The sequence below is a fragment of the Nocardioides sp. genome, assembly GCF_041913365.1.
Classification (GTDB): domain Bacteria; phylum Actinomycetota; class Actinomycetes; order Propionibacteriales; family Nocardioidaceae; genus Nocardioides.
Genome location: NZ_JAYSFM010000002.1, coordinates 538,471 through 560,516, shown reverse-complemented (window position 1 = coordinate 560,516; position 22,046 = coordinate 538,471). Strand labels below are relative to the sequence as shown.

General features: G+C 68.8%; 21 protein-coding genes. 10 read left to right on the top strand and 11 right to left on the bottom strand.

From position 1 onward, the window contains the following. Positions 1–4 precede the first annotated feature (4 nt). From ACE3QY_RS07620 to ACE3QY_RS07600, 5 genes are all read right to left on the bottom strand, one after another. Positions 5–853: a carbohydrate ABC transporter permease gene (locus tag ACE3QY_RS07620; RefSeq protein WP_374455407.1), complete on the bottom strand. Its 849-nt coding sequence runs from the start codon at positions 851–853 to the stop codon at positions 5–7. Positions 854–860: 7 nt separating this feature from the next. Then, positions 861–1,856, bottom strand: coding sequence for a carbohydrate ABC transporter permease (locus ACE3QY_RS07615; protein ID WP_374455406.1), 996 nt, complete (start codon positions 1,854–1,856; stop codon positions 861–863). A gap of 10 nt (positions 1,857–1,866) precedes the next feature. Beyond that, positions 1,867–3,156, bottom strand: a complete 1,290-nt coding sequence (locus tag ACE3QY_RS07610; protein ID WP_374455405.1) for an ABC transporter substrate-binding protein — start codon at positions 3,154–3,156, stop codon at positions 1,867–1,869. 160 nt (positions 3,157–3,316) lie between these two features. Then, a complete protein-coding gene (locus ACE3QY_RS07605) occupies positions 3,317–3,883 on the bottom strand; it encodes a TerD family protein (RefSeq protein ID WP_374455404.1) in 567 nt (188 codons plus the stop codon). A gap of 51 nt (positions 3,884–3,934) precedes the next feature. Beyond that, the gene (locus tag ACE3QY_RS07600; protein WP_374455403.1) at positions 3,935–4,939 is read right to left on the bottom strand and encodes a LacI family DNA-binding transcriptional regulator; all 1,005 of its coding nucleotides are present in this window, start codon (positions 4,937–4,939) and stop codon (positions 3,935–3,937) included. A gap of 78 nt (positions 4,940–5,017) precedes the next feature. On the opposite strand from ACE3QY_RS07600, the gene ACE3QY_RS07595 reads away from it, so the two are divergent. From ACE3QY_RS07595 to ACE3QY_RS07570, 6 genes are read left to right on the top strand one after another with little or no spacing between them, the layout of a single operon-like run. Continuing rightward, on the top strand, positions 5,018–5,584 hold the full coding sequence (locus ACE3QY_RS07595) for a TRAP transporter small permease (protein ID WP_374455402.1): 567 nt from the start codon (positions 5,018–5,020) through the stop codon (positions 5,582–5,584). Beyond that, entirely contained in the window at positions 5,581–6,843 is a 1,263-nt protein-coding gene (locus ACE3QY_RS07590) for a TRAP transporter large permease (protein ID WP_374455401.1), read from the top strand. Before ACE3QY_RS07595 ends, ACE3QY_RS07590 begins: the two co-directional genes overlap by 4 nt. Beyond that, a complete protein-coding gene (locus ACE3QY_RS07585; protein WP_374455400.1) occupies positions 6,840–7,751 on the top strand; it encodes a shikimate dehydrogenase in 912 nt (303 codons plus the stop codon). Before ACE3QY_RS07590 ends, ACE3QY_RS07585 begins: the two co-directional genes overlap by 4 nt. Beyond that, the gene (locus ACE3QY_RS07580; RefSeq protein WP_374455399.1) at positions 7,751–8,791 is read left to right on the top strand and encodes a DctP family TRAP transporter solute-binding subunit; all 1,041 of its coding nucleotides are present in this window, start codon (positions 7,751–7,753) and stop codon (positions 8,789–8,791) included. The genes ACE3QY_RS07585 and ACE3QY_RS07580 overlap by 1 nt, the downstream gene beginning before the upstream one ends. A 20-nt stretch (positions 8,792–8,811) precedes the next feature. Further along, positions 8,812–9,801, top strand: a complete 990-nt coding sequence (locus ACE3QY_RS07575; RefSeq protein WP_374455398.1) for a phosphotriesterase — start codon at positions 8,812–8,814, stop codon at positions 9,799–9,801. Continuing rightward, positions 9,801–11,597 carry a bifunctional sugar phosphate isomerase/epimerase/4-hydroxyphenylpyruvate dioxygenase family protein gene (locus tag ACE3QY_RS07570; protein ID WP_374455397.1) on the top strand — a complete coding sequence of 599 codons (1,797 nt, stop codon included), beginning with the start codon at positions 9,801–9,803 and terminating at the stop codon, positions 11,595–11,597. Before ACE3QY_RS07575 ends, ACE3QY_RS07570 begins: the two co-directional genes overlap by 1 nt. On the opposite strand, the gene ACE3QY_RS07565 is transcribed toward ACE3QY_RS07570, so the two are convergent. Both ACE3QY_RS07565 and ACE3QY_RS07560 read right to left on the bottom strand, forming a co-directional pair. After that, positions 11,587–12,027, bottom strand: coding sequence for a hypothetical protein (locus ACE3QY_RS07565; protein WP_374455396.1), 441 nt, complete (start codon positions 12,025–12,027; stop codon positions 11,587–11,589). The genes ACE3QY_RS07570 and ACE3QY_RS07565 overlap by 11 nt on opposite strands. Positions 12,028–12,095: 68 nt before the next feature. Then, positions 12,096–12,959 carry an SDR family oxidoreductase gene (locus ACE3QY_RS07560; protein WP_374455395.1) on the bottom strand — a complete coding sequence of 288 codons (864 nt, stop codon included), beginning with the start codon at positions 12,957–12,959 and terminating at the stop codon, positions 12,096–12,098. Between the two features lie 155 nt (positions 12,960–13,114). On the opposite strand from ACE3QY_RS07560, the gene ACE3QY_RS07555 reads away from it, so the two are divergent. Then, the gene (locus ACE3QY_RS07555) at positions 13,115–15,397 is read left to right on the top strand and encodes a family 78 glycoside hydrolase catalytic domain (RefSeq protein WP_374455394.1); all 2,283 of its coding nucleotides are present in this window, start codon (positions 13,115–13,117) and stop codon (positions 15,395–15,397) included. Here ACE3QY_RS07555 and ACE3QY_RS07550 read toward each other — a convergent pair. After that, a complete protein-coding gene (locus ACE3QY_RS07550; RefSeq protein WP_374455393.1) occupies positions 15,394–15,774 on the bottom strand; it encodes a RidA family protein in 381 nt (126 codons plus the stop codon). The two genes, ACE3QY_RS07555 and ACE3QY_RS07550, sit on opposite strands and share 4 nt — an antisense overlap. A 343-nt stretch (positions 15,775–16,117) precedes the next feature. On the opposite strand from ACE3QY_RS07550, the gene ACE3QY_RS07545 reads away from it, so the two are divergent. Beyond that, the gene (locus tag ACE3QY_RS07545; protein WP_374455392.1) at positions 16,118–16,363 is read left to right on the top strand and encodes a holin; all 246 of its coding nucleotides are present in this window, start codon (positions 16,118–16,120) and stop codon (positions 16,361–16,363) included. Positions 16,364–16,424: 61 nt separating this feature from the next. Here ACE3QY_RS07545 and ACE3QY_RS07540 read toward each other — a convergent pair whose 3' ends face one another. Beyond that, on the bottom strand, positions 16,425–16,919 hold the full coding sequence (locus tag ACE3QY_RS07540) for a hypothetical protein (protein ID WP_374455391.1): 495 nt from the start codon (positions 16,917–16,919) through the stop codon (positions 16,425–16,427). 575 nt (positions 16,920–17,494) lie between these two features. On the opposite strand from ACE3QY_RS07540, the gene ACE3QY_RS07535 reads away from it, so the two are divergent. Next, complete coding sequence (locus tag ACE3QY_RS07535; RefSeq protein WP_374455390.1) at positions 17,495–18,280, top strand: hypothetical protein; 786 nt, start codon at positions 17,495–17,497, stop codon at positions 18,278–18,280. Positions 18,281–18,358: 78 nt separating this feature from the next. Here ACE3QY_RS07535 and ACE3QY_RS07530 read toward each other — a convergent pair whose 3' ends face one another. Further along, positions 18,359–18,616: a hypothetical protein gene (locus tag ACE3QY_RS07530; protein WP_374455389.1), complete on the bottom strand. Its 258-nt coding sequence runs from the start codon at positions 18,614–18,616 to the stop codon at positions 18,359–18,361. A gap of 177 nt (positions 18,617–18,793) precedes the next feature. Here ACE3QY_RS07530 and ACE3QY_RS07525 point away from each other — a divergent pair, with 177 nt between their 5' ends. Next, a complete protein-coding gene (locus ACE3QY_RS07525) occupies positions 18,794–20,524 on the top strand; it encodes a hypothetical protein (RefSeq protein WP_374455388.1) in 1,731 nt (576 codons plus the stop codon). A gap of 173 nt (positions 20,525–20,697) precedes the next feature. Here the strand turns inward: ACE3QY_RS07525 and ACE3QY_RS07520 are convergent, their stop codons facing one another. Beyond that, a complete protein-coding gene (locus ACE3QY_RS07520; protein ID WP_374455387.1) occupies positions 20,698–21,933 on the bottom strand; it encodes an FRG domain-containing protein in 1,236 nt (411 codons plus the stop codon). Positions 21,934–22,046: the final 113 nt, after the last annotated feature.

Genomic DNA, 22,046 nt, shown 5'->3' with positions numbered 1-22,046 from the left:
TCCGTCATCCCTTCACCGCCCCTTGCAGACCGTTCACGATGCGCCCCTGCAGGGCGAGGAAGAGCACCAGCGCCGGGATCATCGCGACCGAGGTGAACGCCAGCACTCCGGCAGTGTCGGCCGAGTGCTCGGTGGAGTAGTCCGCCACGCCGAGCGGGAGGGTCTTCATCTCGTCCTGGAGCAGCAGGAGCGGCAGCAGGTAGGAGTTCCACGAGGTCACGAACGCGAGCACGCCGACGGTGACCAGCGCCGGAGTGGACAGCGGCAGCGCGATGCGCCAGAACACCCCGATCCGGGAGGCGCCGTCGATGAGCGCCGCGTCCTCGATCTCCTGGGGCAGCGCCATCAGGAACGGCCGCAGGATCACCACGGTGACCGGCAGGGCGAACGCGGCCTGGGGGAGCGCGACGCCCCACCAGCTGTTCGACATCTGCAGGTCCCGGCTGATGAAGATCGAGAGCGGGATGATCGCCGTCGCCAGCGGGAAGAGCAGGCCGAGGACGAACACCATGAAGAGCGACTCCCGGAAGCGGAAGCGGTAGCGGGCCAGCGGGTACGCCGCCATCACCCCGGCGCCGACCGCGATCGCGGTGGTCAGCGCGGCGATCACGAGCGAGTTCACGGCGTAGTCCCAGAACTGCGGGTTGCCGAACACCGAGGTGTAGTTGTCGAACCGCCACGGGTCGGGCAGGCCGGCCGGGTCCCGGGCGATCTGCTCGTTGGAGCGGAAGCCGCCCAGCGCGCCGTAGACCACCGGGCCGACGCTCAGCGCCACCACGGCGAGCGCGATGACGTACACCGCGGGGTTCCAGGAGCGCGTGGCGCGGTCGCGGGAGGCGGTCGGGGTGCTCATGCGGCCCTCACCCCTCCGGCCTGGTGTCGCGGCGGAGCACGAAGCGCTGGTAGAGCGCGGCCATGACCACGCCGATGACGAACAGGACGACCGACGCGGCGCCGGCGATGCCGTAGTTGCCGCGCTGGGTGCCCTGGGTCAGCAGGTAGGTGGCCATCGTGGTGGTGGCGTTGGCCGGGCCGCCGCCGGTGAGCACCCACACGACGTCGAACTGCTGGATCGAGCCGATCATCGACAGGAAGCACCACGTGCGGATCGTCGGTCCCAGCAGGGGTACGACGACGCGCACCTGCGTCTGCCACCACGACGCGCCGTCGAGCGCGGCCGCCTCGTAGATCTCGTCGGGCACCGACTGGAGCCCGGCCAGGAAGAGCAGGATGGCGAGCCCGAGGTACTTCCACGTGAGCACGCCGAAGACCGCCCACAGCGCCAGGCTCGGCGTGCCGAGGAAGCCCTGGTCGGGAGGGGTCAGGCCGACGCCACGGATCAGCCCGTCGGCGACGCCGGTCTCGGGGAGCAGCAGCTGGAACCAGATGACACCCGCGATCACCTCGGCGACGACGTACGGCACGAAGATGAGGGTCCGGACCAGGCCGCGGCCGCGCATCCGGCGGTTGAGCAGGAGCGCCACGGCCAGGCCGAGGGGCAGCTGGATGAGGATGCTCAGCACCACGATGACGAAGTTGTGCCCGACCGCCTGGGTGAAGACGTCGTCGGTGAGCACCCGCTCGTAGTTGCGCAGCCCGACGAAGTCGTCCATCGGCCCGAAGCCGCGCCACCGGTAGAACGACATCCGGACCGCGGAGACGACCGGCCACGCGATGAACAGCCCCATCAGCGCCAGCGCGGGTGCGACGAAGACGGCGATCTCGAGGCGGGTGCGCCACGAGCCGGCGCCCGGGCCGGGACCACGGCGGCGGGGGCGCCGTGGTCCCGGTGGAGCTGCCACCGTGTCGCCGGGCTCGGGCCCGGCCGCGGTGGGTGCGATGGAGGAGAGGCTCACGACAGGTGCGTCAGCCCTGCTCGTCGGCGGCCTGCTGCATGGCGTCGACGACGTCCTGCGGCGTGGCCTTCCCGGCGAAGAGCAGCGCGATCTCGTCGTTCATCGCACCACCGATCGACTCGCCGAAGGCGGTGTCGAAGTAGAGCTGGACGTAGGGCGCCTCGTCGCGCACCTGGATGAGGTCGCCGAGCACGGGGTTGCTCACGGCGTCGGTCGCCGCCGGCACGGTGGGCAGGCCCATGTCGTTCTCGGCGAAGCCGCGCTGGACGTCCTCGCTCAGCAGGTAGGTCACCAGGTCGACCGCGGAGTCCGGGGCGTTCGCCGAGACCGCCCACGCGTCGCCGCCGCCGAGCGCCGCGGCCGGGTCGCCCGCGCCACCCTCGACGGCGGGGAACGGGAACCAGCCGGTCTTGTCGCCCAGGCCCTGGCCGTCGTCGGTGAGGCCCTGCATCACGCCGGGCTCCCAGTGGCCCTGGAGCTCGCTGGCGACCTTGCCGGTGGCCAGCAGGCCGGACGCCGAGGTCGCGCCCTCCTGGGCCGGGGTGGCGAGGAAGCCCTTGTTGAACGGCTCGGTCTCCACGAAGTCCTGGACGACCTCGCCGGCCTGGACGAAGCACTCGTCGGAGAAGTCCAGGTCGGCGGTCGCCTGCGTCAGCACGTCCTCGGAGCACGAGCGGACGGCGGCGTAGTACCAGTAGTGCGCCGCGGGCCACTTGTCGCCGGCGCCGAGGGACAGGGGAGTGAGCCCCGCCTCCTTCAGCGAGGCGTTCGCGTCCTCCCACTCCTGCATGGTCGTCGGCGGGGTCACGCCCGCCTCCTCGAAGTCGGCGGTGTTGTACCAGACCCCCACGACGCCCAGGGAGAACGGCAGGCCGTACGTCCGGTCGTCGACCTGCCAGCCGGCCACCGAGCCGCCGATCGACTCGATCACGTCCGCCGCGTCGTCCGTCAGGTCCCGGGTCAGGCCGGCGTCGACGTGCGCGGCGAGCTCGCCGCCGCCGCGCTCCATGTAGACGTCGGGCATGTCGCCACTCTGGAAGGCGGCCGTCAGCTTGTCGACCATGTCCTCGTGGGCCATCGCGGTGACCTCGACGGTGATCCCCGGGTTGTCGTCCTCGAAGTCGGCAGCGACCTGCTCGTAGAACCCCTTGCCGGGCTCGTTGTTCGAGTTGTGCCACCAGGTGATGGTCTTGTCGTCCCCGCCCGACTCGGAGTCGTCGCCGCCACCGCACGCCGCGGCACTGAGCGAGAGCCCCGCGACGGTCAGGGCCAGTGCTGCGCCGCGTACTTGCTTCCGCATCTCGACCGTTCCTCTCCGCCCACATCCCGGTATGACGTGGATCACACACCGGCACTTTCGTTCGAGTCGCAACCGAATGTCAATCGTTATCGATAACGTTTTCCGTTTCGAAAATCGGAGGGGTGCTGAGGGCGCCCGGGAACGAGTCGGTCCGCGGGCCTCAGGCGAAGGGGAGGAGCGCCTCGATCGAGTCCGTCGGCGTCTTCAGGGCGATGCCGGTCCCGATCGCGCCGAGCTTCCAGTGCGTCCCGTCGCGGAACAGCTTCGCCATCACGAGCCCCGTCTCCCGGACCCCGAGCGTGAGGGTGAACCGCGCGAGCTCCGTGTCGTCGTCGTCGACGAGGCGGCAGTAGGCGTTGTGGATGAACTCCAGCGAGTGCCCCTGGTAGCTGCTGACCAGGAACAGGATCGACTCGACCCTGGGGTAGACCCGGCCGAGGTCCACCGTGATCACCTCGTCGTCACCCTCGCCCTTCCCGGTGGTGTTGTCGCCGAGGTGGACCACCGAGCCGTCCCGGGTCGCCAGGTGGTTGAAGAAGGCGAGGTCGAAGAACTGGCCACCGGCGAACTGCACGGCTGAGGCGTCGAGGTCGATGGGTGGTGCTCCGCTGCCGATGAAGCCGGCCGTCGGCGAGTGGTCCCAGCCGACGGCCATCTGCACCTTGGTCAGGGGCTTCCCGTCCACGGCGTCGAGGGTGAGCTCCTGGCCCGCGGTCAGCTCGATCATGGTCACTCCATCCGGTCAGGCGATGCCCTCGAACGTACAGCGGCCATCGTCCTAGCCGTCACGTCGTGGCGCGGGTCGGGCCGGTCCGGTCGACCCCCGCAGCACGAGCTCCGTGGGCAGGACGACGGTGGGCTGGTCGTCGGTCGCCCGGTCGTCGGCGGTGAGCAGCAGCTCGACGGCCACCCGTCCCAGGTCTGCGTGGGCGCCGCCGAGGGTGGTCAGCGTCGGGGTGCACACGTCGGCCGCGAAGATGTTGTCGAAGCCCACGACGCTGACGTCTGCGGGCACGCGCAGGCCGCGCTGCGTGAGTCGCTGGATCACGCCGATCGCGAGCAGGTCGTTGTGGGCGACGATGGCTGACGCCCCGTCGTTCAGGGCGCCGTCGGCGGCAGCTCCTCCCTGGCTGACCTTCGGGGTGAACGGGCCGACCCGGCGTGCCGTGGTCCCGGCCTGCCGCGCGGCCGCGTCCAGGGCGGCCCACCGGGTCGACGCCATCCACGAGTTCCGCGGACCGGCGAGGTAGACGAGCTCCTCGTGACCCAGGGAGGAGAGGTGGGCGACGATCTGGCGACAGCCCTCGACGTGGTCGAGCACCACGCTGGCCAGCCCTGGCACCTCGCGGCTCATCAGGACGACGGGACGCTGGTCGGCGATCTGACGCAGGTTCTCGTCCGGAAGCCGACTGGCGGCGAGGAGGAACCCGTCGACCGCGGGCGCGAGGCGCTGGATCTGCTCCCACTCCATCCGCGGTGACTCCTCGGCGTTGACCAGGAGCAGGGTGTACTCCGACATCCGGGCCCGCATCTCGGCGCCACGGATGAGCTCGAAGTAGTGCGGGTTGGTGATGTCGGAGACCACCATCGCCACGGTGTGGTGTCGACCGGACAGCAGCGCCCGCGCGTGGGGGTTGGGCCGGTAGCCGAGCTCGGCCGCGCTGGCCAGCACGCGCTCGCGGGTGGCCGCGGAGACCCGGCCCGGGTTGCTGAAGGCGCGCGAGACGGTCGAGGTGGCTACACCGGCGGCGGTGGCGACGTCGTAGATGGTGGGTCGGGCCACGGCACCAGCAGAACCCATCTGGCAACAACTTGGCAACCCCTTGCCGTCGGCTTGCCGGACTCCGTAACTTCCCGGGCTGTGACGACCATCACCCCACCCGACGGCTCCGGACGCCGCACGCCACCGTGGTTGACGCGCGTCGGTCGGGTCCTGACCGCCGTGGAGCTGACCCTCGGGGTCCTCGCGCTGCTGCTGATCTTCGGGCTGGTGCTGGTCCAGGCGGGCCAGCGCTACCTGCCGATCGACGGGTGGCCGTGGAGCGGCGAGCTCGCCCGGTTCTGCCTCGTCTGGCTGACCTTCGTCCTCGCCGGCGTCCTCGTCACCCGGGACTCCCACATCTCCATCGAGATGATCGACCTCGTCCCGGGCGACCTCCTGCGGCGGGTCGTCCGCGTCGCCTCCTGCCTGATCGTCGCCCTGATCGGCGTCGGCCTCTGCGCCGAGGCCTGGGAGCTCGTGCAGACCCAGGACATGCTCAAGTCGCCGGCGATGCGCATGCCCATGTCGTGGCTCTACGGGCTGTCGATGGTGGGCTTCGTCAGCGTGGTGGTCCGATCGCTGATCGCCGCCGTGGACTACGCCGTGCACGGGGTGCCGGAGCCGGAGTACGACGACCTGGCCGACCACGAGATGCCCACAGCATGAGCGTCCTCGTCCTCTGCCTCCTGATCGCAGCGCTGCTGCTGGTGCGCGTCCCGGTCGCCTTCGCGTTCTTCGGGCCGTGCTTCCTCTACATGATGACGAGCGACCAGTCCGTGGGGCTGGCCCTGCGGCTGGTGTCGAACTCCACGGCCAGCTTCCCGCTGCTCGCCGTGCCGCTGTTCATCCTGCTCGGCTCGATCGCCAACCGGGCGGGCATCGCCGACCGGCTGTTCGACTTCGCGCTCGCGCTGCTCGGCCGGGTGCGCGGCAGCCTCGGCTACGTCAGTCTCGGCTTCTCGTGGATGAGCGGCTCCGCCGTGGCCGACGCGGCCGCGCTGGGCAAGGTCGAGATCCCGGCGATGCTGCGCGCGGGCTACTCCCGTCCGTTCGCGCTCGGGGTCGTCGGGTCGTCGTCGCTGATCGCACCGGTCATGCCGCCGAGCATCCCGGCGGTCATCTACGCCGGCCTGGCCGGCATCTCGACCGGTGCACTCTTCGCCGCCTCGGTCGTGCCTGCGTTCCTCATGGCGCTCGGACTGTGCCTCGTGGTCTTCCTGTGGGTCCGGCGGATGCCCGACCTGCCGAGGACGGAGTTCAGCTGGAGCCGCGTGGCGACGACCGGGCGTCGGGTCATCGCCCCGCTCGGTGCTCCCGTGATCATCCTCGGGGGGATCCTCGGCGGCTTCGTCACGCCCACCGAGGCGGCGGCCGTCGGCGCCCTCTACATGCTCCTCCTGGGCTTCGCCCTGCGCACGCTGCACCTGCGGGACCTGCCGGGCGTGCTCGTGGAGGCTGCGCTGACCACCGGCAGCATCATGCTGATCGTCGCCTCGGCCAACCTCTTGGGCTACGTCCTGGCGCGCGAGCGGGTCCCGCAGGAGATCTCGGAGTGGATGCTCGGCCTGACGAGCGACGCGACCGTGTTCCTCCTGCTGGTCTTCGCGCTGTCCATGGTGCTCGGCACGGCACTCGACGCGATCGCCGTGCTGACCCTGACCGTCCCGATCCTGCTACCGATCGCGGCGCAGTACGACGTGGACCCGATCGCGCTCGGCGTGCTGATGATCCTGTCGCAGATGATCGGCCTGCTGACGCCCCCGGTGGGCACGGTCATCTTCGTCCTCCAGGCGATCACCAAGGCCAAGATGGCCGAGGTCTTCTGGGGCTCCCTGCCCTTCCTGGTGCCGCTGTCGCTGCTCTGCCTCGGGATCATCTTCTGGCCGGACGCGATCCTCTACCTCCCCCAGAGGCTGGGGCTGTGAGCGCGCGGGAACAGCGGTCCTGGCTCACCGGCCTCATCGGGCACGGAGTGGGTCCGTCGCTGACGCCCGAGATGCACGAGCGGGAAGCCGAGCGCCAGGGCCTGCGCTACGTCTACAAGGTCATCGAGCAACCCGACGGAGCGGTGGACCCCGCCCACCTCGAGCGCCTCCTCGCCGGGGCGATCGAGCTCGGCTACGACGGCCTCAACGTCACGCACCCGGTGAAGCAGGCCATGGTGCCGCTCGTCGACGAGACCGCTCCCGCGGTCCGGGCGATCGGTGCCCTCAACACGATCATCCTCCGGGACGGACGCACCACCGGGCACAACACCGACGTCACCGGGTTCACCAGAGCCTTCACCGACGGGCTGCCGGACGTCGATCGTGATCGGGTGGTGCTGCTCGGCGCGGGCGGGGCGGGCACTGCCGTCGCACACGCGCTCGTCGACCTCGGCGTACGCCGCCTGTTCGTCGTCGACCTCGACCCCCTCCGTGCTGCTCGGCTGGCGGAGTCGGTCGGCGGCAGCGGGACGGAGGTCGAGATCGTGCAGCCGACCGCGGGGTGGCTGCGGGCGACGGTCGCCATGGCCACGGGGCTGATCAACGCCAGCCCCATGGGCATGGCCGCCCACCCCGGGTCGCCGGTCCCACCGGAGCTGCTCCGGCCCGAGCTCTGGGTGGCCGACATCGTCTACCGCCCGCTGCACACCACCCTCCTCGAGGACGCCGCAGCGGCCGGGTGCACCGTCCTGACCGGCGCTGGGATGGCCGTGCACCAGGCCGCCGACGCCTTCGAGCTGATCACCGGGCGGCCGGCCGACCGTGCCGCGATGCTGCGCGACTTCGACGAGCTCGTCGCGGCCGAGACGAACCCCTCTCGGAACACCACTGAGGAAAGGAACCGATGATGGCACCTCGCACGAAGGGCACGAAGGGAAGGAGCACGGTCCTCGCGGCCTGCGTCGTCGCCCTGCCGATGGTCCTCGCCGCCTGCGGTGGCGACGAGGAAGGCGGCGGGGGCGAGGAGGGCGGCGGCGACGTCACCCTGCAGCTCGCCCACAGCTACACCGAGGACCAGCCGCAGCACAGGTGCGGCGCGCAGGTGATCGCCGACGGGGTCGAGAAGGCCGACGTCGGGATGACGATCGAGATCTTCTCCTCGAGCCAGCTCGGGGCGGACGCCGACCGGATCGCCTCGGTCATCTCGGGCGACATCGACATGGACATCCAGGGCGCCTCCGCGCTGGGCGCCGTCTACGAGCCGGTCGCGGTGCTCGACGCGGCGTACGCGTTCGACGACAGCGACCACCTCGCCCGCTACTTCGACAGCGACGCCGCCGGCGAGCTGCTCCAGGGCTTCGAGGACGAGACCGGCGTGCACACCCTCGGCGCGTGGTCTGCCGGCATGCGGGAGTTCACGGCCAACCAGCCCATCCGGGAGCCCGGTGACCTCGACGGCCTGCGGATGCGCTTCCCCAACTCCCCGCAGTTCCTGATGAACGCCAAGGCGCTGGGGGCGGACGCGACCGAGGTGGCCTACGAGGAGCTGTTCCTCGCCCTCCAGCAGGGCACGGTCGACGGGCAGGAGAACCCGATCACCAACATCGCCGCCAGCAGCCTGCAGGACGTCCAGGACTACATCTCGATGTCCGACCACCAGGCGAACTCCAACCTGGTCATCATCGGCGGCGACTCGTGGTCCGGCCTCAGCTCGGAGCAGCAGGACGCGCTGGCGTCGGCGGTCGAGGCAGCCGAGGAGAGGGTGCCCGAGTGCGTGGCCGACGACGAGGAGGCCACCCTCGCCGAGTGGGAGGACAGCGGTGACCTCGAGGTCGTCGACGACGTCGACATCGAGGCCTTCCGCAGTCAGGCCGACAGCTACCTCCGGGACAACTTCGGCGAGGAGCAGCTGACGGTCTACGAGGGCATCCGCGGCGAGGCCGAGTGACGGCCCACCGTGCCACGTCGGTGAGTGGGCCGACGGTCGAGACCTTCCGGGGCCCGGTGCCCGCGGGTGACCTCGGCACGACGCTCATCCACGAGCACGTGTTCGTGGGCCACCCCGAGCTCGACGTCGACTTCCCCCATCCCGAGTGGGACGAGGGCGCCGCGATCGAGACGGCGGTCCAGGGACTGGAGCGGTTGTGGGACCTCGGGGTCCGCACCGTGGTCGACCTCACCGTCCTGGGCATCGGTCGCGACGTCCCCCGCGTCGCCCGGGTGGCCCGGCGGGTCCGGATGAACCTGGTCGCGTCGACCGGCTACTACGCCGCCGACGTCCTGCCGGCGTACTTCTCGACCCACGGCCCCGGGCGCCTGGTCGGGGGACCGGACCCGCTGCTCGAGCTCTTCCTGCGCGACATCCAGGTCGGCATCGCGGGGACCGACGTCCGCGCGGGGATGCTCAAGGTGGTCACCGACCGCTCGGGGATCACCCCGGACGTGCGCCGGGTCATGGAGGCCGCGGCGACCGCGCAGCGGCGCACCGGTGTCCCGATCACCACGCACACCCATGCCGCGTCCCGCAACGGGCGCGACCAGCTCGCCTTCTTCCGTGAGCACGGGGTCGCGCCGGAGCGCCTGGTGATCGGCCACTGCGGCGACAGCGAGGACCTGGACTACCTGCGCGAGCTCATGGATGCCGGCGCGACCATCGGGATGGATCGCTTCGGGATGGAGCACGTGCTCCCGGACGACGCGCGGGTGGCGACGGTCCTCGCGCTGCTCGGAGAGCAGTACGCCGACCGGATGGTGCTGTCCCACGACGCGGCGTACTTCAGCCGGGTGACGCCGCCGTCGTGGCGCGCGGCGCACGTGCCGCACTGGAACCTCGAGAACATCTCCCGGCGGATCCTGCCCCTGCTGAGGGAAGGAGGCGCGACCGAGGAGCAGCTGCACCAGATGACGGTGCTCAACCCGGCGCGGCTGCTCACCCCGTCGGCCCCGGAGGAACAGTGATGCGTACGTCGATCGCGACGGTCTGCCTCAGCGGCACCCTGACGGAGAAGCTCCATGCCGCCGCGGAGGCCGGCTTCGACGGGGTGGAGATCTTCGAGCCCGACCTGGTCGCAGCGGCGGCCGGCCCCGAGGAGGTCGCGGCACTGGCGGACCGGCTCGGGCTGTCGCTGGACCTCTACCAGCCGTTCCGGGACGCCGAGGGCGTCAGTGCGGACGAGTTCCGACGGGTCCTGCGGCGAGCGGAGGCCAAGTTCGCCCTGATGGGTCGGCTCGGCATCGAGACGATGCTCGTGTGCAGCAATGTCGGCACGGCGACGATCGACGACGACGCCCTGTCGGCCGAGCAGCTGCGCCGCCTCGGCGAGGCGGCCGCGGAGCACGGCGTACGGATCGCCTTCGAGGCGCTCGCCTGGGGCCGGTACGTCGACGACTACCGGCGGGCCTGGCGCATCGTCGAGCTCGCCGACCATGACGCCGTCGGTGTCTGCCTCGACAGCTTCCACATCCTCTCGCGCGGCCACGACCCCGCCGCGATCGAGGAGATCCCGGGCGACAAGGTGTTCTTCCTCCAGCTCGCGGACGCGCCGGCGCTGAGCATGGACGTGCTGTCGTGGTCGCGCCACCACCGGCTGTTCCCCGGCGAGGGGGCCTTCGAGCTCGGCACGTTCCTCGGGCACGTGCTGCGGACCGGCTACGACGGGCCGCTGTCCCTGGAGGTGTTCAACGACGTCTTCCGCCAGACCGAGGTGTCGCGGACGGCGCGGCAGGCGCGGCGTTCGCTCACCTGGCTGGAGGACCAGGTCGGCAGCCGGCCGCTGCCGCACGTCGCCGAGCCGGCCGGCTTCGACTTCGTCGAGGTCCGAGGGGAGGACACGGGCGAGGTCGACGTGCTCCTGGGACAGCTCGGTCTCACCTTCCGGGGACGGCACCGCAGCAAGGACGCCAGGCTGTGGACCGACGGGCCGGCCCGGATCGTCTGCAACGAGCAGCACGCCCGCGACCGGGCACCGTCGCTCGCCGCCGTCGGCTTCCAGGTGGAGGAGCCGGCCGTCTCGGCGTCGCGGGCCCGCGCGCTGCAGGCTCCCACCGTCTACCGGCGCACCCTGGCCAGCGAGCAGGAGCTGCCGGCGTTCCGCGCTCCGGACGGCACGGAGGTCTTCCTCGGGCCGGTCTCGGGGGAGGACGCCCCGTGGGTCCCCGAGTTCGAGGGGGGCCACGAGCCCGGGACCGGACTGTTGACCGGGATCGACCACGTCAACCTCGCCGAGCCGTGGCAGTGCTTCGACGAGGCGGTCCTCTTCTACAGCAGCGTGCTGGGACTGCGGGTGGACGTCAGCCAGGAGGTGCCCTCGCCCCACGGGCTCGTGCGCAGCCAGGTCGTCCGCTCCGCCTCCGGTGCCTGCCGGCTCGCCCTCAACGTCGCGCCTCTCGTGTGGGAGACGTCCGCCGGGTTCCCGCAGCACGTGGCGTTCTCCACCGACGACGTCGTCGCGGTGGCGCGGGGCGCAGTGGAGCGCGGCCTGGTGCCGCTCGCGATCCCGCAGAACTACTACGACGACCTCGTCGCCCGCTTCGACCTCCCGGCTGACGTGGTCGGCGAGATGGCCGAGCTCGGGCTCCTGCACGACCGGGACGCGTCCGGCAGCTTCACGCACTTCTACACCGCCACGGTCGGCGAGGTCTTCTTCGAGGTGGTGCAGCGCGTCGACGGCTACGACGGCTACGGCGCCCCCAACGCCGGAGTACGGCTCGCGGCGCAGGACGCGGGCGTGCGGGGTCGCCCGGTCAGTCCATGAACCAGCTGAACAGCTGACCGGCCAGCGGGGTCGTCAGCCAGGCCAGGACCGCGACCGAGACGAGCATCGTGGCGACGACGACGGCGTGCACCGGGACGGAGAGCGCACCGCGGTGAACCCACAGGGTGCGCAGCGACCACCACAGCAGCCCGGCGGCGAGGAACGGCCCGACGGAGATCGCGAACAGGCCGGCGAGGCCGATCGGCGTCCCCCACGCAGTGTCGTAGGGCCACTGCTGCACCAGCTCGTTGGCCCAGAGCTCCTCCTGCGACGAGCCCTGCAGCCCGTTGGCGTAGTAGGGGAGCAGGAGCGAGACGGCGTACGTCCCGACGCAGGTGAGGGCGAGGACCAGCCCGAACCACGCCGACCGCAGCGACGGCGGCCGGCGCTCGGTGGCCATCCACCCCTCGACGTGCCCCACGTGCGCCATCTCCGGAGTGTGCACCCGACCTGCGGTGCCGGTCTCCACCTGCACGGACGTACCGCGCTCGGGGTAGATCAGCGGAGGTTGCGGGCGCTGGTGGACCTGCCGAGTCGGCGTACCTCCTCGTCGTGCCGGGGCAGGCGCTCGGGCGCGTGCTTGAGCGCGTCGCGCTCGCCCAGCGGGGAGTTGAGCAGGTTGCGCGCCTGCGCGACCGCCGCCACCCAGCCCGGGACGTAGACGTGTCGCTTGCGCTCCGCGATGCCCTGGACGAAGGCCCGGCCGCAGGTCTCCACCGTGACGGTCCGGTTCAGCGGCGGCGGGAGCGACGCGATGGCCTCGTCGAAGGTGCTCAGGTCCTCGCGCGCCTCGCGCACCAGGGGCGTGTCGACCCACGACATGTGGGCGCAGCCGACGTCGACGCCGAGGTGGCGCACCTCCAGCCGCAGCGCGTTGGCGAAGTGCTCGACCCCGGCCTTGCTGGCGTTGTACGCCGCCATGCCGGGCATCGCACCGAACGCGGCCATCGACGAGACCACCAGGACGTAGCCGCGGCGCGAGACGACCGACGGCAGGGCCGCCCGCACGGTGTGGAACACGCCCGTGACGTTGACGTCGATCACCCGGGCGAAGGTCGCGGGGTCGACGGCCAGCACCGAGCCGTAGCTGGCGATGCCGGCGTTGGCCACGACGACGTCGATGCCGCCGAGTTCCTCGACACCCGTGTCGACCGCCCGCTGCACCGCGTCGAGGTCGCGGACGTCGGCGGTCGCGGTCACCGGGTCGCCCAGCTCGGCAGCCAGCTCCTTGAGCGCCTCGGCGTCGACGTCGACGAGCACCAGGCGCGCACCCTCGCGGTGCAGCTGTCGCGCCGTCTCCGCCCCGATGCCGCGCGCGGCCCCGGTGATCAGGACGACCTTGTCACGCAGTGCCCCTGCCATGGCACCTCCTCTGGCGACGGTCCTTCGACGGTAGCCCCGGGCCGGTGCGGAGGGAACAGCCCGACCACGTGGAACAGGTGAGCGGACCCGTCGTCGATGGCTGGCATCACGCATCGCTGATTCCGGACCAGCTCGTCGTACGGTTCGCTGGAGCGGTGACGACGCAGTGGCAGGCGCAGTGGATCTCACCCACCGCCACGGGGGAGCCCCCCGGGCGACGACCGGCGTACGTGCTGCGGGGCGAGGTCGTACTCGACCGTCCCGTGCGACGTGCCACGCTGCACGCGACCGCGCACGGGATCTACGAGCTGTCGATCGACGGCTCGCGCGTGACGACCGACGAGCTCACGCCGGGGTTCACGGAGTACGCCCGGCGCACGCAGGTGCAGACCTACGACGTCACCCACCTGCTCGACGAGGGCGCGCACACGCTGGACGCGCTGCTCGCAGACGGGTGGTACCGGGGCTCCGTCGGGATCCTGCGGGCCACCGACCAGTGGGGCACGGAGACGGCCTTCCTCGGGCAGCTCGAGCTGTCCTTCGAGGACGGCACGTCGACCGTCGTCGGCACCGACGCGTCCTGGGAATGGTCGCGTTCGCACGTCGTCGCCGCCGACCTGATCGAGGGGCAGCGGGAGGACCGGCGCCTGGTCCACGTCCGGGAGTGGTCGCCGGTCGCGGTGTCCGCTCGCGGGTTCGACTTCCTCGTCGCCCCCGTCGCGCCCCCGGTGCGCGCGGTGGAGGAGCTGCGTCCGGTCTCGATCACCTCGCCACGGGACGGGGTCTTCGTCGTCGACCTCGGCCAGAACATCAACGGCCGGGTGCGCCTCTCCGACCTCGGCCCCGCGGGCACCGAGACGACCCTGACGCACGGCGAGGCCCTCGGCCCGGACGGTGACGTGACGATGACGCACCTCCAGCCGGCGATGCCGTTCCTCCCCGAGCCGTTGAGCGCCGGCCAGGTGGACAGCGTCGTCTCGGCCGGCATCGACGGCGACGTCTTCGAGCCGCGGTTCACGACCCACGGCTTCCGCTACGTCCGCGTCGAGGGGCACCCGGGGCCCTTGTCGGTCGACGACGTGACCGGGGTCGTCGTCCACACCGACATGGAGCCGCGCGGCTCGTTCTCCTGCGACGTCGACCGGCTGAACAAGCTGCACGACGCGGCGGTGTGGAGCTTCCGCGGCAACGCCTGCGACATCCCGACGGACTGCCCCACGCGCGAGCGCGCCGGCTGGACGGGCGACTGGCAGCTCTACGTGCCGACGGCGTCGTACCTCTACGACGTGCAGGGCTTCTCGATCAAGTGGCTGCGCGACCTCGCCGTCGCGCAGTGGGACGACGGCAACCTCGGCAACATGGCGCCGATGCCCGCCGCGGAGAGAACCGGCTTTCTGGAGAAGATGAACGGCTCCGCCGGCTGGGGTGACGCGATCGTGCTGGTGCCGTGGGAGCTCTACGGCGAGTACGGCGACACCGGGACGCTCGCCGAGGTCTGGCCGGCGATGGTGCGCTGGCTCGACCGGGTCGAGCAGATGGCGTCCGGCTCACGCCACCCCGACCGCGTCGCCAAGCACCCCGAGCCCGAGCCGCACGAGCAGTACCTCTGGGACACCGGCTTCCACTGGGGTGAGTGGCTCGAGCCCGGGGGAGAGCCGTCCGACTTCCCCGCCTTCATCGCCGCCGACAAGTCCGACGTGGCGACGGCGTTCTACCACTGGACCGCGTCCCACGCCGCCCGGATCGCTTCGTTGATCGGTGAGGACGTTTCTCGGTTTGACGCCCTTGCGGCGGGTGCGCTCGCCGCCTGGCGGACGGAGTACGTCGCCCCCGACGGGCGGGTGACTCCGCAGACCCAGGCCAACCTGGTTCGTTCACTGGCCTTCGGTCTCGTCCCTCCTGCGCATCGTCAGCAGGCGGCCGACGACCTCGCCGCCCTGGTGCGCGCGGCCGGGACCCACCTTCAGACCGGCTTCCTCTCCACGCCCGACCTGCTGCCCGTCCTCGCCGACCACGGCCACCTCGACCTCGCCTACGAGCTCCTGCTCCAGGACTCCGAGCCGAGCTGGCTGACGATGATCGACCGCGGCGCCACCACGGTCTGGGAGCGCTGGGACGGCGTCCGCGCCGACGGCTCGGTCCACGAGTCGCTCAACCACTACTCCAAGGGCGCGGTGATCTCGTTCCTCCACCGGTACGTCGCGGGGCTGCAGCGTGTCGAGCCGACCTGGACCCGTTTCCGCGTCGCGCCCCGGCCGGGTGGCGGGATCACGCAGGCGTCGACGTCGCACGTCTCCGTCCACGGGGAGATCTCGGTGGCGTGGTCCTCTGCCGGTGGGTTCTCGCTGTCGGTCACCGTGCCCGACGGGTGCACTGCCGAGGTCGTCCTCCCCGACGGCACGACGTACGACGTCGGCCCGGGGTCACACACCTTCTAGCCGAGGTACGCCGTCATCCGGATCGAGACCAGCAACCCCGGGATCTCGGCCCCGAGCTTGGCGGCGTACCGGGTCGGGGGATCGGTCGGGAACCAGCGGGCGTACTCCTCGTTCATCCCGGCGAAGTCCGCCGGATCGGTGAGCAGGATCCCCACCTCGACGACGTCGTCGAGCGTCGCGCCGGCCGCCTCCAGGATTGCCTCGCAGTTCGTCAACGCCTGTCTGGTCTGCTCCTGAATGGTGTCGCCGGCCATCGCGCCAGTGCTCGGATCCATCCCGGTGGTGCCGGAAACGAAGACCTGCGACCCCGCCCTGACTCCCTGGCTGAACAGGGGTGAGCTCGGTGCATTAGGCGTCGTGATGATCAGTCGCGGCATCTCGGGACCTCCTGCCCGATCGTCCCATCGGCGGACGGTCCGGGGAAGGCGCACGCCCGCCCCCCGCTCCCACGAGGCGGGGAGACGCACGTCGACAGGCAAGCAGAGGGTGAGGTATCAAGACGCGGCCCATCTCCCTCCTCTTGGGTAAGGAGCCGCAGGCCTCGTGAGGCGCAGACCTCGCGCGCCGAAGCGCCAAGACTCCAGAGGCCGAGGTCACCACGGAGGAACTGAAGTGCCGAGCCAATTCGCGTGTAGCTGAAAGTAGTGCGATCGCATCTCGGTGGACCACACGGCAGGCGCAAGTTCCCGATTCTAAAATCCAACTACCGAGGAGCAGAAGATGGCACTTTCTGAACTTACGAGCCGCAAATTTTGGGGAGCAACGCTCGAACGCGCAATTCGTTCTTTCGCTGCCTCGCTGGCTTCGATACTCACGGCGGATGGTACGGGCATCCTGGACACAGACTGGGGTCAGAAGTTCTCAATCGCTGCCATGGCCGCAATTGTTTCAGTCCTGCTCGCTGTCGCAGGCGGGGCTGCGGGCAACGGGCACGGGCCCTCGTTCACTGGAGTTGAGACAACTTGAGCGGACCGAAGCAAGGTCCTTCGATGGCGGCGGAATGCCGCGGGTTTCAAGGGTCGTAGCGCTAGTCCAGGTGTTCCATCACTGCTTGAAGTCGTGTGGTCACGTCGACAGTTCCGGCTATGCCTGCGAAGGCCGTCTTGGTGTGCACCCGAGCGGCTGTAGCGCCAACGTGAGGAACTGGTGCAGCGAGCGCTCGGACGCCGGTTGAAGGCACTTCCCACGCATGCGTCACGTCGTATGTGTAAGCATCGAATGTGATGAAGACGCAGACGTCGAAGTCCCAACTCCGGAAGGGCGAGTACTGCTGAGTACCCTTCGAGCCGGGGACGACCAGCCGCGACTTCACCTGAATCTTTCGCCCATCTGAGCCGCGCACGTCCCAACTCTTCTCCGATGGAGGCGCCAGCTCGCCGTCGTAGGCGATGCGCACAAGGAACTCCGCAATATCGCCGACGGGCGCGTTCCGCGATCGGGTCACACCTCGATCGGCGAGCTCGGTCAGGATGGACGCGTAGGCCTGAAGAAGCACGCGGGAACTCATTCCAGCTAGGTTCATGCGGTCAGTGTGCCTATCGTCGAGCGTCGCAAGTACGCGATCCGCACCGCGGCTGACTGGCGGCGGAAGTACGCCAACACTCGCGGCTCGCCGCAACCCATTGATCCTGCCGCGCCGGACTAAGGCGAATCGAACGCCCTGAGCGTTGGATCCGCAGACTCGTCTGGACCGCGGACTACCATTTGCCATATGGCGGAGTGTGAGTTCGCAGGATGCGGCAATACCGCGGCCGCTGCCGTGCCGACGTTAGATCGGCCGTCCCAAGTCCCATCTGACCACCCCGACTATCACCCGCCCCACACGATGTTGCAGGTCTGCGCCGAGCACGAGGCGTTTGCCCGGGCACGCGCGGTCGCACTTGAGATTGAACTGCTGCGCGGCGGACTCGACAAGTCCTGAACTGCGGACGCGGCGGTGTGACGCCGTCGCCCGAAGCAATGGTCTAGCGCAACTTGCGGCAACGGCACGCTGGGTAGGTCTCGGCAATGAGGACCGTGCCTGCCTGTGGGTGGGTCGCGCGGCTAGCACGTGGTGATGGCGGCGCTTCAGTCGGAGCCGTCCAGTTGAATGTCGCTATGGCTGAGGAAACTGGTCCTACCGACGCGCAGTTCAAGTTGATCTGGGAGCGCAACCTCTGTCCAGACATCGAGAAGTTGATGGCACGAGTCGACGACCTCGATGAGTTCCAGGTGCATCCCAAGTCGTGGTTGGGCGAGGACGATACGTGGGCTGACCCGTTCCAGGTCTCGCACGCGGTGAAGCAGTGCTTCGTCGCGGCCGTAGACCATCTGCATGCCTGCAAGGTTCTCGTCGCCGACGCTGGCGCAATGCACCTCGCGGCACCCGCGTCGTTGGTGCGCGGCTCATTGGAGAACGCCGCAGCGGCCTTCTGGATGCTTCACCCAAAGGATCGCGCTGTTCGGGTCACGAGAGCGCTCCATTGGCGAGCCAAAGATGCACACGACGAGTACGTCGCCCTCGCTGGCATCAACCCCGAGGCTGACCGGAAAAAGGACGCCCAGACGAAGCGGCTCGCCGAGGTCGCCGCAGGGCGTAGTGAAGTCGACGCCAGAGTCCTATCTAAAGGGCTCAACAGCACGGCGATGGTTGAGTACGCCGACCAGAACACACGCAGTGACGTCAAGGTCCTGCTCATGTGGCGGATGTGCTCAGGGTTCGCGCACGGTAGGCAGTGGGCGCCGTTGTCGTGGGCGCTCAGGGAAACCTTCCCGACCCCGAACCCCGATGTGCTGTCAGTGAAATTCACCAACGATCTGTCGCGCATCGTGATGATGACTCTGACCGCGAGCCACCTCATCAACGAGGTCGAGAAGCTGCACGCCAAGCGGGCACGCTGGTAGCCGTCGGTCACTTGAAGCTTTGCGGCGCAATGACGCGCCCTGAGAGGCCGCGCCGCACTGCGGGGCCAGGGCGGTCGCCTACTCAAGTGGAGCGGGCAGTTCCTTCACCACTCGCTGGACAAGCCCAAGGAGCGCGGCCGCTTCACCACTGACAAGTCGTTCGAGATCGCCTCGCGCTTGGTCGAGCGCGTCGGCGGCTGACATGCCAGCAATGTCGTCGCCGTCTCGCCAATTCCGCAGTTCAGTCCCGACGGCGAGACAGCGAGCCAGGGTGGCCACCCGGTCCGCCGCGTCGCCAAGCTGATCAAGGTCGTTGTCCCAGCTCTCGTTCTGCACGGTCGACAGAGTAGGACCGGCTCCCACCCCGAATGGGCAGGCGGCTCGCCGTCACCGAAACGCGGCTACTAGACGATTCCCGTAGGACCGGCGATCTCTTCGACACAGTGGCGAACGCGCGCTCGCGGTCCCTCGCACCGCGTACTTTGGCTATACGGACGCCAGCGGGAGGGAGCTATGAGCCGGATTCCGTGGACCAGGTACAGCGGCGACGATGTGGAAGCGGTGGTCGCTATCATGCTCTGCTCGCAGAACCCCAGAGCAACGCTCGTCCGACCGGCCCGCGGCGACGGCGGGCTCGACGTCATCGTTCCCACTGCCGTTGACGGCCTCTATGACGTCTATCAAGTCAAGAAGTTCGCGCAGTCTCTCACCGGTGGGCAGAAGCGACAGATTCGCAAGTCGCTCGACAGCGTCCACAACACGCACCTCGAAGGCGACATAAAGGTACGAAATTGGTACCTCACCCTGCCTCTCGATCCCACGAAGGCGAACCTTGCCTGGCTAGCCGAACTTGCCAAGGCGGTTCCGTTCAACTGCGAATGGCGGGGCCTGGCTTTCGTCGACTCACTCGCTGCCGCGTACCCAAACGTCGTCGATTACTACCTCCGAGACAGCAAGGACCGCCTGCAAGCCGCCGTCCGCGATCTTGCATTGCTCCGAAACGTCGAGAGCGCCGGGGAAGCCCTCGTCGGCATCGACGACCTCAAGGACGCCCTCGAATCCATCCAGTCACTGACCGACAGCGACCCACACTTCCGCTACGCGCTGCACCTCTGGCCCCACCAGCCGGAGGTCGTGGACAACGGCGCACTCTTCACCGCGACCTGGCATCAGCCTCAACTGGACCAATGGTTTTCAATCGGAGTCTACCCCCGATTTGCAGAGGCCCTCCAATTCCGCCCTGTAACCATGAATGTGACCTTTAACGTCCCGCCAGACACGCCCGCTCGCGTCGAATTTGATAAGTGGCGCATGTACGGCCGACCGTTCACTGCCGGTCCCGACATGGTGGAAGTCTCCGCAGACTTCCCCCTCGGGCTCGGCTGGAAACAGTCCAGTGGGGTCTTGAGCCTCAGCGGCCAACAGGTGACAGACGAGACTCAACTGAGAATCTTCGTCGCGCCCGGTGAGACCGGACCTGTCACCTCGATTGTGATGAACATCCGCGAACGAGCCGTCTCCTCAGATGGCAAGGGCGGATGGATGCGCGCCACTGACGACGCCGAGATCCTCAACCTCGAACTTCAATTCCGAGAAGACGAACACGTCAACTTCTCATTCACGCCAGACGATACGACGGGCAAGCCACCGGCCAAGGTGCTGCCTACGCTGCGGTTCAGCGCCGCACTCCATGCAGGAACTCACATGGCACTCGGGCCCGCGTACGGTCCGGTCCCCAAAGTGCTCCCGCGCCTTAATGCGCCCGCTGACGACAGCACCTCCCACGCTGACCACGACCTCGTCGCCGACTTTGCAGAGGCGCTCGCCCGGCTCCAGGAACACATCCCAACGCAAGTCCTGATGCCGGACTTGAGCGAAGTCCCGATGAGTCACGCGCGGCAGTACATCCACTTCGGCAAGCTGTTGGCCGGACAGGTCGTCGAAGACATGAACCCGCTGCGACTGTGCATGAACCCCGGAGCGGTGCTCCAAGAAGAAAGAGCCCCCGCCAGTGCAACCACCGAAATCGAAGTTACTTGGGAGGACGTCGCGTACCCCCTTGGCACGCTCTACATCTACGGTGCCGACGTCGCGACCGAGCGCGGGGAGCAGCACGACGATCACGACGATTGGCTGCTCCGCCCGGTTAGCGGCACGCCCCTGCTGCACACCTTCGATCCCGCGGCTCTGCCCGTGTCGAGCGAACACCTACCCGCCGACTGGCCCGTGCCTCGAATGAGGTGAGGCACCGGCACGAAAACGGCGGGAGAACTAGAACAGGGCCGGCTGGCTTGATTGAGATGGTCAGTGCCACCTCGTAGTAAGAGGCTTGCGCCGGAGTCTTGGCAGAGGATTTCACCCGCGAGCAGTCGACTTCTTGCTGAACTGACACGCGTAGCCGGCTGCCTCCCCCGCGCTCACGTGAGTACGTCGGCGAGCCACTCGGAACCGGAGAGACGCTTACTTAGACCCTGAACATCGGGGTACACGGTCGCCGTGGTCATGCCGTAGGCGCTCTCCAGCAGGGCCCTGATGTCGGCCTTAGCTGCTGCCTTGATCCTAAAGGTGAAGAGCGGAGCGAGGTTTGACTTGAGACGTCGCAGCGGCTTTTTCGGGTGGACAGGTCGCGCGTAGATCGACATCGACGCGGCGATGTCTGTAATTCTCCAGCGCTGGTTCTCTGCGTTCTTGAACAAGCGCAGGGTCTGTTGAGTGAACATGGGGACGCCCTCGAGCAGGAACGCCGCGTTCTGAGATGCGATCCGTGGATCGTAGACGGGGGGCACCCAGACACGTCGAAGCGCGCCAGTGCCCCAATCCGCTGCGCGACGGTCCTCCACACTTTGAAAGAACCAGAATGGGTACCGCTGGCCCGTCATGACCTCGTTCAGAACCGGTTCACTTGAGGACGAAGAATCTCCGCCGGGCGCTGTCGTCGCTAGTGCGAACAGTCGCGCGTCCTTCTCGTTCGTGTCTGGGCTGGCCTCGACGGCGAACCAGGTGGCGACGAACGGGCTTCTCGTTACGTCCAGCAGGCGCGAAGGGCCACCCTGATGTTGAAGCCTCGCGAACAGTTCCAAACCTGATCGATCTGACATCCGCCATTCGGCTGCTTCAGCCAGAATTGCGTCCTCAGCGCGTACCATCGCGTCTTCGTCGGGGAAGGCCTGACGCTCGCCGCCGAGTGCATCACCTGGCAATCGGATGCCCCGCTCGCTCATCAGCCGCCGGTACAGACTGCTGTGCAGCCCCCAGCCTGCGTCCTGATGGCCGCGCCAAACGAACCTCAACCCCGGGTTCTTCGCCGCCATGGCCGAGATTTCTGTCGTGAGGGACTCAAAGGAGTCAATGACGACCTCGTGCGCGGAGAAGAATGAATCTGGTCCCTCGAACTCAGCCGAGTACTCACCTTCGGTGACGACAACCCGTGCCGCCTCGTCCGAGGCCACCACACCCTGCGGGCGCTCGACCGCCGCAATTCCTTGCTGACGAAGCATCACTGCCAGCGCCGGGTCAGGCGCTTCGTCCCCAATCCGAGCCGACTGATAGCGGACAGCACGCGCGATGGATTCCTGGGTTTCTGGGGTTAGGACTGCACCCTTCACGGCCTCGTCAAGCACGCTCGAAACAGCCCTGTCGACAGCAGGCGACATCATCCCAGGGAACCCACCGTGAAGGTGCGAGTCGACCGCTCTGTCAACCGCCCTTCGTGTGCTCGGTGAACTGAGGGCGCTCTGGACAACTCCATGCAGCTGAGTGGTGACCG